Below are 12,391 nucleotides of genomic sequence, written 5' to 3'. Positions count from 1 at the left end.
AGCGATGTCTGCCAGACAGTATAGAGATGTTAACCCTGAATGGCTTTGCTTTTCGTCATTTTTGGCGCAACCCTTACGGCACCGTAAGCGAGAGCTTAATCGGCTCTACGGCGAAGGTCAGCCCCTTGTCGCCGTTGTCGGCGACCACGAAGCGTAACGCTCCTTCGGTTTGCACATAATAGCGCGCACCTTTACCTTTGCTCAGCAGTTCATCTAACCGCTTGCGGCTATCTTCGACTGAACGCGTCGGTGAGAAAAAGCGCATCAGCGCCGTCATATACGCCAGCGCTTTTTCCTGGGCCGCTTTTTCCTCAGGACCGGGGATCGGCAGCCAGGTAATCTGCAACGTTTTTATTTTCCCGGTACCGGGTTCCAGCGCCGTGGAAGCATAGAGCGTTTCGCTGATTTTACTGGCTGCCCGCGTGAGGGTGCTTTTATCCAGCCGGCTGTCGATCGCCCGGTATTCGCTAAGCGGTAAATCAGGATTTGCCGTATTATATTTTTCCCGAAACTGCGCAATACTCATATCAAACGTTGGCGCGCCTGGCAGCAAATAAGGCGCAGTGGGTAACGCTTCACTACGCGACGATACCTCGACGGCATGCGCTGCGGTGCCCGTCAACAGTGCCAACAGTATCGGGATGGGCGTCAGCAAAGAGCCTGGCGCTTTCTTCATTTTTTCTGCCCCGTCCAGTAAACTCAGCCCAGATTAGAACGGTTTTTACCCGCCAAAGTCAAAAACTGCGGCAACCCTTTTTAGTTTTCCTCGGGACGAAAGCATGACGCTACAGCAATGGTGTTTTTCTTATCGTGGTCGTTTGGGACGGCGAGACTTCTGGATTTGGCAGATCGTCTGGCTGTTGACCATGACCGCGCTTTTTACGCTGGCGGCAAACGATCTACTGGATAACCAGATGGCGGCCTTCGGCGTGGTCTGTTTATTGTGGCCCGCCAGCGCCGTGCTGGTGAAGCGTCTGCACGATCGTAACAAACGCGGCTATTGGGCGCTGTTGCTGGTGGTCGCCTGGATATTGCTGGCAGGTAACTGGGGCGTGCTGGGCACGGGCTGGCATACAGGTCTGGGGCGCTTTGTGCCGACGCTTATCCTTATCGGCATGCTTTGCGAATTAGGCCTGCTGAGCGGTTCGGCGGGGGAAAACCGCTATGGCCAGGCCGCGCAGCGGGTCAATTATTTTCGCAAGCGCGGCGCAGAAAAAAGCCCTCACCAGTAATGTTCGCTGGTGATATGGCCGGGTTTACGCCGCAGATGTTTGTTCATCGCTCGCGTCTCTTTCAGCAGCTGTTGGGTATCACGCACCATCTGCGGATTGCCGCACAGCATAATATGGCTGCTATCGGCATCCATCGGCAGCCCCACCGCCTGTTCCAGTGCGCCACTGGCAATCAACGCCGGGATGCGGCCGGTTAACGAGCCGGGACGCTCTTCACGGCTGACTACCGTCTGGATACGCAGCTGGCCTTGATAGCGCTGTTCCAGCTGCTGCATCAGCGGCAGATAGCTTAAGTCCGCAGCGTAGCGCGCGGCATGCACCAGTACCAGACTCTGGAAACGCGCCAGTCCTTCGCCCTGTTGCAAAATCGAAAGATAAGGGCCGATAGCGGTGCCGGTGGCTAGCATCCACAGGGTTTGGCATTCGGGGATCTCTTCCAGCACAAAAAAGCCGGCGGCCTCTTTGGTTACCATCACCTGATCGCCGGGCTGTAAGGCGTGCAGCCTTGGGCTTAATTTACCTTCCGGAACGTTCACCAGGTAAAATTCCAGCGCGGGGTTAGCGGGCGCATTAACATAGGAATAGGCGCGCTGTACCCGTTCTCCGTCAATCTCTAACGCCAGCTTGGCGAACTGGCCGGCGGTAAAGGGCGTGACGGGAGCATTAACCGTGATGCTGAACAAACTGTCCGTCCAGTGTGTAACCTCCGTAACGTTGCCGTTAACCCATTCAGCCATGACTTATCCTCTTTCCAGTTAGCTCTGCGCTTATCTTCGCCACTCAGGGGCGCTTTTTCCAGCCTGCTGGACTCAGAAAAGCTCTGAGCGACAAAAGGCGCTATCAGTTTGTGCGGCCGTATAGTTAGTTTTACAAAGATGGGCAATTTCTGCTGGCAGAATGGTAAAAAAACTTATTCGTGCCGGATTCCTTTCTTCAGGCAAACTGGTATTTTTGCCGCCATCAAACCTGTAATGCCTGCTAATTTGCTACATAACATCCGAATAGTGGGCTTTTATCCTGTAACTTTCTTTTAAGTGGCTATGAAAAAGATAGAAAACGGACATCTGTTACTGATGCTGATTGTATTGGTGGCGGTAGGACAAATGGCGCAAACCATTTATGTCCCGGCAATGGCTGACATTGCTGCATCTTTTAACGTACGTGATGGCGTAATGCAACGCGTCATGGCCGCATACCTGATGACATATGGCGGTTCACAACTTATTTACGGGCCGCTCTCCGATAGCGTAGGACGCAAGCCGGTGATCCTGGCGGGCATGGCTATTTTTATGCTCGGCGCGCTGGGTGCGCTGTTGGCGCCTTCCGTTGACTGGCTGATTGCCGCCAGCGCGCTACAGGGCTTAGGCACCGGCGTGGCGGGCGTGATGGCGCGCACCATGCCGCGTGATCTCTATGCCGGTAGCGCGCTGCGTCAGGCAAACAGCCTGTTGAATATGGGGATTCTTGTCAGCCCGCTGGCGGCGCCAATGATTGGCGCGACGCTGACGCATCTGTTTGGCTGGCACGCCTGCTTTGCCTTTCTGCTGCTGCTGTGTCTGCTGGTAACGGGCGCAATGGCGCGCTGGCTGCCGGAAACCCGGCCTCCGACGGGCGAGATGCGACCGTTATTTTCACGTTATCGTCCGCTGCTGAGCGATCGCATCTTTGTACGTTATTTGGTTATGCTTATTGGCGCGCTGGCGGGAATTGCCGTCTATGAGGCAAGCTGCGGCATCCTGATGGGCGGCGTGCTGGGGCTGGATGCGATGACGATCAGCATTCTGTTTATTCTGCCGATCCCGGCGGCCTTTTTCGGCGCCTGGTTTGCAGGACGTGATGAGAAAAGCTTCCATACGCTGATGTGGTATGCGGTAAACAGCTGCCTGCTGGCCGGCGTTCTGATGTGGCTGCCCGCCTGGTTTGGCATTATGAATATCTGGACGCTGTTGGTGCCGGCATCACTGTTTTTCTTTGGCGCAGGAATGATGTTTCCGCTGGCGACATCCGGTGCGATGGAGCCCTACGCCTGGCTGGCGGGTACGGCTGGCGCGCTCATCGGCGGGCTGCAGAACCTGGGCTCCGGGCTGGTTGCCTGGCTGTCAGCGATGCTGCCGCAAAACAGCCAGTTTAGTCTGGGGATGTTAATGTGCGCGACCGCCGTGCTAATGCTGCTGTGCTGGTGGCCGCTGTCCAAAGACCCTGAACCGCAGGCGGTTTGATCTTTACAAAATCCACTGATGCAGCGCCGTATCCTTACGGTCGAGATAATGAATCGACTGGATACGGCGGATGGTCCGTGATTTACCGCGGATCAGCAAGGTTTCACTGGTAGCGATATTTCCCTGGCGCGTAATGCCTTTCAGCAGGTCGCCGCTGGTAATGCCGGTAGCGGCGAAAATCACGTTGTCGTTGCGCGCCATCATATCCAGCGTCAGCGCCTGACGGGCGTTGATACCCATCTCCTGGCAACGCGCCAGCTCCTGCTCGCCCAGACGACGGTTTTCTTCGCTTTCACCTTTTACCTCATGCCGGGGCAGCAAACGGCCCTGCATATCGCCATCCAGCGCACGGATCACCGCCGCGGATACCACCCCTTCCGGCGCGCCGCCGATGCCATACAGCACATCCACTTCACTATCGGGCATACAGGTCAGAATGGACGCGGCGACATCGCCGTCAGGAATCGCGAAGATGCGCACGCCCAGCTGCTGCATCTGCTTAATTACCTCATCATGCCGCGGCTTCGCCAGAATAGTCACCGTTAGCGCGTCGAGCGTTTTACCTAACGCGGCGGCAATGTTTTTCAGGTTAGTTTCCAGCGGCAGGTTAAGATCGATATGACCTTTCGCGCCCGGGCCGACAATTAGCTTTTCCATATACATATCGGGCGCATGCAGGAAGGTTCCGCGGTCGCCGACCGCCAGCACCGCCAGCGCATTCGCCTGACCCATGGCGGTCATACGCGTGCCTTCAATCGGATCGACAGCGATATCGACGGCATCGCCATTGCCAGTGCCGACTTTCTCACCGATATAGAGCATCGGGGCCTCATCGATTTCGCCTTCTCCGATGACAATCTGACCGTCGATATTAACCTTATTGAGCATAATGCGCATGGCATTGACGGCGGCGCCGTCAGCCTGATTTTTATCGCCGCGACCTAGCCATTTATAGCCTGCCAGAGCGGCAGCTTCGGTAACGCGGGAAAATTCAATGGCGAGTTCTCGTTTCATGACCAGCCTCTGAAAAAACAAATGAGGCGAAAGTGTATCACAGCGGGGAGAAGGGGAGAGAAAAGCCCGCGCCGACCGGCGACGCGGGCCTACAGCATTATTCGTCGTGTTCTTCCCAGGCCTGAGCGCGGGCCACGGCTTTCCGCCAGCCGGCATAGCGATAGTTACGCTCGGTGGTTTCAATGCTGGGGCGGAATTCGCGTTCAATCACTGCTTTAGCACGCACTTCATCCAGATCTTTCCAGAAGCCCACCGCCAGACCGGCAAGATAAGCTGCTCCCAGCGCAGTAACTTCACGCACTTCCGGCCGCTCTACGCGCGTGCCGAGGATATCGGACTGGAATTGCATCAGGAAGTTATTAGCGACCGCGCCGCCGTCAACGCGCAGCGACTGCAGGCGCGTATTGGCGTCGTTCTGCATCGCTTCCAGCACGTCGCGCGTCTGCCAGGCGATCGATTCCAGCGTCGCGCGAATAATATGGTTGGCGTTGGCGCCGCGCGTCAGGCCGAACAGTGCGCCGCGCGCATAGGGATCCCAGTAAGGCGCGCCGAGGCCGGTAAAAGCGGGAACCATATATACGCCGTTTGAATCTTTTACTTTCATCGCGAAATATTCTGAGTCGGCAGAATCGCTGATCAGCTTCATCTCATCGCGCAGCCATTGAATCGCTGCGCCGCCGATAAATACCGCACCTTCCAGCGCATAGTTTACTTCGCCGCGCGGACCGCAGGCGATGGTGGTTAACAGGCCATGCGTAGAAGTTACCGCTTCGGCGCCGGTGTTCATCAACATAAAGCAGCCGGTACCGTAGGTGTTCTTCGCCATACCCGGCAGCACACAGAGCTGACCATACAGCGCCGCCTGTTGATCGCCAGCGATACCGGCGATAGGAATACGCGTGCCGCCTTTACCGCCGATATTCGTTTGACCATACACTTCAGAAGAAGACTTCACTTCTGGCAGCATTTCACGCGGAATGTCGAGGATATCCAGCATGCGCTGATCCCATTCCAGCTTATGAATGTTGTACATCATGGTACGTGAGGCGTTGGTATGGTCGGTAATATGCACCCGACCCTGAGTCATTTTCCAGATAAGCCAGGTATCTACGGTGCCGAAAAGCAGTTCGCCACGCTTCGCGCGCTCGCGGGCGCCTTCGACATGATCAAGAATCCATTTTACTTTAGTGCCGGAGAAGTAAGGGTTGATGACCAGACCGGTGGTGTGCTGGATATACTCTTCCAGCCCCTCTTTTTTCAGCTTTTCACAGTAGTCGGCCGTGCGCGGATCTTGCCAGACAATCGCATTATAAATCGGCTTGCCGGATTCTTTATCCCAGACAATGGCCGTTTCGCGTTGGTTGGTAATGCCGATAGCGGCAATCTGGTCGGAACGAATATCGGCATGCGCCAGGACTTCAACCAGCGTGGAGCTTTGAGAAGCCCAGATATCCATCGGATCATGTTCAACCCAGCCCGCTTTCGGGTAGATCTGGGTAAATTCGCGTTGAGAGACGGCTACGATGTTGGCGTCATGGTCGAGAACTACGGCGCGGGAGCTGGTGGTGCCCTGATCGAGCGCGACAATATATTTTTTATCTGTAGACATAATCAATTCCTGATGTGCAAAGATTGAACACTGTTACGCTTTACGTTGCTCAGCGCGTGCGACCGGCTTTCCCGCTTTAATATCCTGCGTGATGTTAAGGTTGCAGGGCAGATGACGGCAAATCAGTGAGCGATAACCCCATGCGCCCAGGCAGGCACCGACCAGCGGGCCAAAAATCGGCACGAGGAAATAAGGGATATCACGGCCACCGGTAAAGGCAACGTTGCCCCAGCCTGCCAGCCAGGCGAAAATTTTTGGGCCGAAGTCACGCGCCGGATTCAGCGCGAAGCCGGTCAGCGGGCCCATCGCGCCGCCGATAACGGCGACCAGCAGGCCGATCAGTAACGGAGCGAGCGGGCCACGCGGTACGCCGTTGCCGTCATCGGTCAGCGCCATAATGACCGACATCAGGACGGCGGTGATCACCATCTCAACTAAAAACGCCTGACCTACGCTGATATGCGGATTAGGATAGGTGGAGAAAATACCTGCCAGATCGAGGCTTTCTACGCTGCCGCGCATTAATTGATGGCTGGCTTCATAATCGATAAACAAATTGTAATAAAGCCCGTACACCAGCGCTGCGGCGCTAAAGGCACCGGCGATCTGCGCCACAATGTAAGGTACGACCTTGCGCCCTTCAAAGTTGGCGAACAGACAAAGCGCGACGGTGACAGCAGGATTCAGATGCGCGCCTGAAACGCCTGCGGTCATATAGGCAGCCATGGAAACGGCGAGGCCCCAGATAATACAGATTTCCCACTGGCCGAAAGCGGCGCCGGCCAGCTTCATTGCGGCGACACAGCCAGCGCCGAAGAAGATGATCATGCCGGTTCCAAGAAATTCGGCAATGCACTGACCTTTAAGTGTGCTCGTTGCTGTCTGACTCATAATGAGATTCCTGAAGGCGAGGTTAAATTTTATCAATCGTTGTTTTCATTCCATTGAGCTGCCCGAACAATTGTAGGGCTGTTGTGAATTTATCGTTAACGCGCATAAACGAGAAATAGCGAACGTTAAAACTGTGTGGTGCATCAAAAAAATGCGCGTTTTCGCGTCTTTACCCGCTATTTAATCGCGTTTTTGCGCTCGCTGGTCGTGCGTTACGCTCGTTTTGTTAACAAATGCGCCATTATTGCGGATTAACCGTTACGCGGCTTTCGGCATATGCTGAAAATTGTTACATACTGCGCTTCACAACGGTTCGCCGCTGGACTTGGGCTGTGTGGCTACTTACAATCGGAGTGTTAGGGTCTTTTACGAATTTTTGTGATGTCTCGTCGTCTGCGGCTGGCATCATCTACGCCTTGCGATTAGGAGAAGTCATAGAATGTCATTTGAAGTATTCGAGAAACTGGAAGCAAAAGTACAGCAGGCGATTGATACCATCACGCTGCTGCAGATGGAAATTGAAGAGCTGAAAGAACAGAACAATAGCCTGAAACATGAAGTACAGCAGGCCTCGGGAAACAGTGAAGCGCTGGTGCGTGAAAATCAGCACCTGAAAGAAGAGCAGGTTCAGTGGCAGGAACGCCTGCGGGCTTTGTTAGGTAAGATGGAAGAAGTCTAATCCGCACGGATGCTGCTTTCATCGAACATAAAAAACGGGTGCCCAGGCACCCGTTTTTGCTGTCCGTTATCCGCCCTGGCGAAAAGCTCTGGAGCGGGGTAGGAATCCACTATTCAATATCCAGCGGATCCTCCGACAGGATAATACCGGTATTGTCTGCATAAAGATGGTCGCCGGAAAAGAAGGTGACGCCGCCGAAATTAACGCGGATGTCGCTTTCGCCGATGCCTTCGCCCGCGGCGCCAACCGGAATAGCGGCGATAGCCTGGATGCCAATATCCAGCTCTTCCAAATCGTCAACCTGACGAACCGAACCGTAAACCACGATGCCTTCCCACTCGTTTTGCACCGCCAGTTGCGCCAGCGCAGCATCAACCAATGCGCGCCGTACCGATCCGCCACCGTCTACCAGCAGCACACGACCCCGGCCATTTTCTTCCAGCAAGTCGTATAACAGGCCGTTGTCCTCGAAACATTTCACTGTCGTGATTTGGCCGCCAAACGAGGTGCGACCTCCAAAATTGGAGAAAAGGGGCTCTACCACGTTTACATCTTCGTGATAGATGTCGCAGAGTTCGGAAGTATCGTATTTCATAGGGTTTTCGTCTGTTTGCCACAGGAGCGCTAAGTATATCGCTTTATTTAAGTTGTTGGCAAAATCATCAACGGTAGAAAAGTTGCGGTACATCAATCAAAGCAGCATCCCTATAGAAAACAGTACGTTCGCTAATAGCGCCGCTTTGACTGTCTTCTCCAGCATAGGACGCATGGCGACGGGCGAGGTTTCACGCAGAATATAGCGTCCCTGCTGCCAGAACAGCGGCACAGCGAGCAGGAAAAGCCAGCTTCCCCAGCCTGGGCGCCCCAGGCAGGCAAAGGTGGCAAAACAGAGCAGTGCGCCGCTCAGCAGCAAAATATGATAGCGCCGGGCGTTATCGGCCCCCAGACGTACCGCCAGCGTCATCTTGCCGCATTGACGATCGGTTTCAATATCGCGCAGGTTATTAATATTCAGTACCGCCGCCGCCAGCAGGCCGCAGGCTGTCGCAGGCAGCAGCACCAGCGGCTCGATAAAGTGGCTTTGCAGGTAAAAGCTGCCGCTAACGGCCAGCCAGCCGAAAAATATCAGCACCGATAAATCGCCCAGGCCCAGGTAGCCATAAGGCTTTTTGCCCACGGTGTAGGCGATCGCCGCGACAACCGCCAGCGCGCCCAGCAGCAGAAAGCTAAACATATCGCTTAGCGTATTGCAGGCATAGCCAATCAGTAAGATGCCGCAAACCAGCGCCATCCCGGTAGCGATAATCATCGCCGCTCGCAGCTGCGCTAAGGTTATCGCGCCTTTTTGGATGCCGCGCAGCGGGCCCAGACGCGTGCTGCCGTCGCTGCCTTTTACCGCATCGCCATAATCATTAGCCAGATTAGATAACACCTGCAACAGGCCGCTGGTGAAGAAGCAGAGCAGGGCGACAGGCAGGCTGAATGTTCCTTGCCACCAGGCCAGCGCGGAGCCGGTGAGAATAGAGGCGAAAGCCAGCGGCAGAGTGCGTAAACGCAGGCTTTCCAGCCAGGCGCGGAAGTGAAAGAACGTTGCCCGTTGAATATGTTCCATAAGCGAGACCGCCGCTGAGTTTAATCAAAAAGGGGTAGAAGGAGTCTACGGCGGCTGGTGAAAAACATCTTAATCTTCGTCAAGTCGGCGTGGTTTAACGAGGGCATCGCGGAAATAAAAAAAGGAGGCCGTAGCCTCCTTATTAAGAAAAAACAGCGGTTACAGAATGAAGCGGCTAAGGTCTTCGTCCGCCACCAGCTGATCCAGATGCTGCGAAACATACGCGGCATCAATGGTAATGCTGTCGCCGTTGCGATCGCTGGCATCATAGGAGATATCTTCCATCAGACGCTCCAGTACCGTATGCAGACGACGCGCACCAATGTTTTCGGTGGTTTCGTTAACCTGCCAGGCCGCTTCGGCGATACGGCGAATGCCATCTTCGGTGAAGCTGATATTCACGCCTTCGGTCCCCATCAGCGCTTTATACTGAACGGTAACGGAAGCGCTTGGCTCGGTCAGGATGCGTTCGAAATCATTCACGGTGAGCGGCTGCAGTTCTACGCGAATCGGCAGACGGCCCTGCAGTTCCGGGATCAGATCCGATGGGCTGGCAACCTGGAAGGCGCCGGAAGCGATAAACAGAATATGGTCAGTTTTCACCATGCCATGCTTGGTAGAAACGGTACAACCTTCCACCAGCGGCAGCAGATCGCGCTGCACGCCTTCACGTGACACGTCCGGGCCTGAGGTTTCGCCACGCTTACAGATTTTGTCGATCTCATCGATAAACACGATACCGTGTTGCTCAACCGCTTCGATCGCCTCTTCTTTCAGCTCTTCCGGGTTAACCAACTTGGCCGCTTCCTCTTCCACCAGCAGCTTCATCGCCTCTTTGATCTTCAGCTTGCGCGGCTTCTGCTTTTGGCCGCCCAGGTTCTGAAACATCGACTGCAGCTGGCTGGTCATCTCTTCCATGCCTGGAGGCGCCATGATTTCCACGCCCATCGGCGCGGCGGCCAGATTGATTTCAATCTCTTTGTCATCCAGCTGGCCTTCGCGCAGTTTTTTACGGAAGGACTGGCGGGCGGCGGATGGCTCAGCATTTTGCTCCGGCTGGCCCCAGTTATTTTTAGCCGGTGGGATCAGCACGTCGAGGATGCGCTCTTCAGCCATCTCTTCTGCGCGGTAGCGATTTCGTTCAATCGCCTGCATGCGTACCATTTTCATCGCCGCATCGGTCAAGTCGCGAATAATAGAATCCACTTCTTTACCTACGTAGCCAACTTCGGTGAACTTGGTGGCTTCTACCTTGATAAAAGGCGCGTTAGCCAGTTTGGCCAGGCGACGGGCGATTTCGGTTTTACCTACGCCGGTCGGGCCAATCATCAGAATATTTTTCGGCGTAACTTCATGGCGCAGATCTTCGTCCAGCTGCATACGACGCCAGCGGTTGCGCAGGGCGATCGCCACAGCACGTTTGGCGCCATCCTGGCCGATAATAAATCTGTTCAGTTCGCTGACAATCTCGCGCGGAGTCATTTCAGACATAGTTTCGATCCTTACGCCTTGGACGCTAATTCTTCAATAGTCAGATTGTGGTTGGTATAGATGCAAATGTCACCTGCAATACCCAACGCTTTTTCGGTAATGTCGCGAGCGCTAAGCTCGGTATTTTCCAGCAGGGCGCGTGCCGCCGCCTGAGCGTACGGGCCGCCGGAGCCAATCGCGATCAGATCGTTTTCAGGTTGGATGACATCACCATTACCGGTAATAATCAGAGAGGCGTTTTCATCCGCCACCGCCAGCAGCGCTTCAAGCTTGCGCAGCATGCGGTCGGTACGCCAGTCTTTAGCAAGTTCCACCGCGGCTTTAACCAAATGGCCCTGATGCATTTCCAGCTTGCGCTCGAAAAGTTCAAACAGCGTAAAGGCATCGGCTGTACCGCCAGCAAAACCCGCAATCACCTTATCATTGTAGAGACGGCGCACTTTTTTGACGTTGCCTTTCATTACGGTATTACCGAGCGTAGCCTGGCCATCACCGCCAATTACTACGTGGCCGTTGCGTCGTACACTTACTATCGTTGTCACGGGCAGACCCCTTGTTACAGTGGAAAAAGCGCTTCGCGCTGCGTGGCGCGAAGCATAATGCAACAAGATATGGGGCAGGTTTGGAGGGTTTCAACCCCCAACGGCGAGAGGAATACAGCCAGAATGACCGGAACTGCGCAGGCGTTTCAGCGTGCTGTCGGCGCTGGCGCGGCTGTTGTAAGGCCCGATAACCACACGGTTCCAGCCGCCGCCGTTGGTGATCCGGCTTTCAAAACCTTCAAAGGCCAATTGGGCGCGTATTGATTCCGCCTGCTCGCTGCCTTTAAACGAGCCGCACTGCACCATCCAGCGCTGCGACTTCTCTTTCTCCACCGCTTTGGCTTTAGCCGTTTCCTGCGGTTTAACGCGGCTGTTATCCTGCGACTTCGGCGCGTTTACCGACTGAGATCCATTTTGCGGCAGCATATGGGTTTGCTGAGTAGTTTGCTGCTGCTGAACACGCTGTTGCTGTAGACGTTGCTGCTGCTCAAGGCGCTGCTGCTGTTGAGCGCGCTGCTGTTGTTCAAGGCGCTGCTGCTGTAACTGCTGTTGTTGCAGCTGCTGTTGCTGACGCTGTAGCGTCTGCTGGCGCTGCATCGGCGTTTGTTCATTCCACGGGACTTCGTTTAGCTGAGTCGGTGCCTGGCGCATATCGGCCTGCATTTGCTCCAGCAGTTGACGCTGCTCATCAGTAAGCTGAGTCTGCGACTGAACTTCGCCGCCAGCGGAAGGCTCTTTTGGTGTGGGCACGCTAAGCTGACGGTTTTCCAGCTCTTTAATATATTTCCAACGCTCTTCCGGCTTCGGCGGCAGCCCGTTGCCGCTGACCTTATGATCCGGGATTACCGGCGTCTCTTCTTTTTTATGGTGGGCGATAAACCACAGCCCGCCCGCGAATGCCACCAGCACCGCTACCGCCAGCCCTATCATTATTTTTGAAACGCCGGAGCTGCCGTTGCGTTTCTTGCTGCGGCTATTACTTTTCTTGCGACGCGTCCCTGTCGAACGCCCGCGGCCTACATAATCTTTTTGTGCCACTAATCGTTCCGCTAATTCAAAGAAGAAAATGCCCGCTGGATAAAACGCGCTAAGTTAGCGCAAC

The 12,391-nt window shown here is 55.0% G+C and carries 13 protein-coding genes; 3 read left to right on the top strand and 10 right to left on the bottom strand.

Annotated features, from left to right (window positions below; translation table 11 throughout):
* Nucleotides 1-73: 73 nt before the first annotated feature.
* Nucleotides 74-676, bottom strand: coding sequence for a DUF1454 family protein (locus tag K6958_RS19580; protein ID WP_249892640.1), 603 nt, complete (start codon nt 674-676; stop codon nt 74-76).
* 103 nt (nt 677-779) lie between these two features.
* Between K6958_RS19580 and K6958_RS19575 the strand changes: the two genes are divergently transcribed.
* Nucleotides 780-1,232 carry a DUF805 domain-containing protein gene (locus K6958_RS19575; protein ID WP_249892639.1) on the top strand — a complete coding sequence of 151 codons (453 nt, stop codon included), beginning with the start codon at nt 780-782 and terminating at the stop codon, nt 1,230-1,232.
* On the opposite strand, the gene fpr is transcribed toward K6958_RS19575, so the two are convergent.
* A complete protein-coding gene (fpr, locus tag K6958_RS19570; protein WP_249892638.1) occupies nt 1,223-1,969 on the bottom strand; it encodes a ferredoxin--NADP(+) reductase in 747 nt (248 codons plus the stop codon). The genes K6958_RS19575 and fpr overlap by 10 nt on opposite strands.
* 303 nt (nt 1,970-2,272) lie before the next feature.
* On the opposite strand from fpr, the gene emrD reads away from it, so the two are divergent.
* Nucleotides 2,273-3,451 (top strand): multidrug efflux MFS transporter EmrD, encoded by a 1,179-nt coding sequence (gene emrD, locus K6958_RS19565; RefSeq protein WP_249892637.1) that lies wholly within the window; start codon nt 2,273-2,275, stop codon nt 3,449-3,451.
* 3 nt (nt 3,452-3,454) lie between these two features.
* On the opposite strand, the gene glpX is transcribed toward emrD, so the two are convergent.
* The 3 genes from glpX to K6958_RS19550 all read right to left on the bottom strand — a co-directional run bounded on the left by glpX (nt 3,455) and on the right by K6958_RS19550 (nt 6,965).
* Nucleotides 3,455-4,465 carry a class II fructose-bisphosphatase gene (gene glpX, locus K6958_RS19560; RefSeq protein WP_249892636.1) on the bottom strand — a complete coding sequence of 337 codons (1,011 nt, stop codon included), beginning with the start codon at nt 4,463-4,465 and terminating at the stop codon, nt 3,455-3,457.
* 97 nt (nt 4,466-4,562) lie between these two features.
* Nucleotides 4,563-6,077 (bottom strand): glycerol kinase GlpK, encoded by a 1,515-nt coding sequence (gene glpK / locus K6958_RS19555; RefSeq protein WP_249894741.1) that lies wholly within the window; start codon nt 6,075-6,077, stop codon nt 4,563-4,565.
* Between the two features lie 30 nt (nt 6,078-6,107).
* Entirely contained in the window at nt 6,108-6,965 is an 858-nt protein-coding gene (locus K6958_RS19550) for an MIP/aquaporin family protein (RefSeq protein WP_249892635.1), read from the bottom strand.
* Between the two features lie 439 nt (nt 6,966-7,404).
* On the opposite strand from K6958_RS19550, the gene zapB reads away from it, so the two are divergent.
* On the top strand, nt 7,405-7,644 hold the full coding sequence (gene zapB / locus K6958_RS19545; protein WP_085069362.1) for a cell division protein ZapB: 240 nt from the start codon (nt 7,405-7,407) through the stop codon (nt 7,642-7,644).
* Between the two features lie 109 nt (nt 7,645-7,753).
* On the opposite strand, the gene rraA is transcribed toward zapB, so the two are convergent.
* The 5 genes from rraA to ftsN all read right to left on the bottom strand — a co-directional run bounded on the left by rraA (nt 7,754) and on the right by ftsN (nt 12,327).
* Complete coding sequence (rraA, locus tag K6958_RS19540; protein WP_085072261.1) at nt 7,754-8,239, bottom strand: ribonuclease E activity regulator RraA; 486 nt, start codon at nt 8,237-8,239, stop codon at nt 7,754-7,756.
* A 96-nt stretch (nt 8,240-8,335) separates the two neighbouring features.
* Complete coding sequence (locus K6958_RS19535) at nt 8,336-9,256, bottom strand: 1,4-dihydroxy-2-naphthoate polyprenyltransferase (RefSeq protein ID WP_249892634.1); 921 nt, start codon at nt 9,254-9,256, stop codon at nt 8,336-8,338.
* Nucleotides 9,257-9,415: 159 nt separating this feature from the next.
* Nucleotides 9,416-10,747 (bottom strand): ATP-dependent protease ATPase subunit HslU, encoded by a 1,332-nt coding sequence (gene hslU, locus K6958_RS19530; protein ID WP_249892633.1) that lies wholly within the window; start codon nt 10,745-10,747, stop codon nt 9,416-9,418.
* Nucleotides 10,748-10,758: 11 nt separating this feature from the next.
* Nucleotides 10,759-11,289 (bottom strand): ATP-dependent protease subunit HslV, encoded by a 531-nt coding sequence (gene hslV, locus K6958_RS19525; RefSeq protein WP_103060717.1) that lies wholly within the window; start codon nt 11,287-11,289, stop codon nt 10,759-10,761.
* Between the two features lie 90 nt (nt 11,290-11,379).
* Nucleotides 11,380-12,327 carry a cell division protein FtsN gene (ftsN, locus tag K6958_RS19520; protein ID WP_249892632.1) on the bottom strand — a complete coding sequence of 316 codons (948 nt, stop codon included), beginning with the start codon at nt 12,325-12,327 and terminating at the stop codon, nt 11,380-11,382.
* Nucleotides 12,328-12,391 lie beyond the last annotated feature (64 nt).

The sequence above is a fragment of the Mixta hanseatica genome (assembly GCF_023517775.1).
GTDB classification, from domain to species: domain Bacteria; phylum Pseudomonadota; class Gammaproteobacteria; order Enterobacterales; family Enterobacteriaceae; genus Mixta; species Mixta hanseatica.
This window is presented reverse-complemented; position numbering and strand designations above follow the sequence as displayed.

Excerpts from the sequence above, each read along its gene's own strand:
- zapB (WP_085069362.1), top strand. The coding sequence starts at position 7,405 with ATGTCATTTGAAGTATTCGAGAAACTGGAAGCAAAAGTACAGCAGGCG.
- fpr (WP_249892638.1), bottom strand. The coding sequence starts at position 1,969 with ATGGCTGAATGGGTTAACGGCAACGTTACGGAGGTTACACACTGGACG.
- K6958_RS19535 (WP_249892634.1), bottom strand. The coding sequence starts at position 9,256 with ATGGAACATATTCAACGGGCAACGTTCTTTCACTTCCGCGCCTGGCTG.
- K6958_RS19550 (WP_249892635.1), bottom strand. The coding sequence starts at position 6,965 with ATGAGTCAGACAGCAACGAGCACACTTAAAGGTCAGTGCATTGCCGAA.
- emrD (WP_249892637.1), top strand. The coding sequence starts at position 2,273 with ATGAAAAAGATAGAAAACGGACATCTGTTACTGATGCTGATTGTATTG.
- K6958_RS19575 (WP_249892639.1), top strand. The coding sequence starts at position 780 with ATGACGCTACAGCAATGGTGTTTTTCTTATCGTGGTCGTTTGGGACGG.
- hslU (WP_249892633.1), bottom strand. The coding sequence starts at position 10,747 with ATGTCTGAAATGACTCCGCGCGAGATTGTCAGCGAACTGAACAGATTT.
- K6958_RS19580 (WP_249892640.1), bottom strand. The coding sequence starts at position 676 with ATGAAGAAAGCGCCAGGCTCTTTGCTGACGCCCATCCCGATACTGTTG.
- rraA (WP_085072261.1), bottom strand. The coding sequence starts at position 8,239 with ATGAAATACGATACTTCCGAACTCTGCGACATCTATCACGAAGATGTA.
- glpX (WP_249892636.1), bottom strand. The coding sequence starts at position 4,465 with ATGAAACGAGAACTCGCCATTGAATTTTCCCGCGTTACCGAAGCTGCC.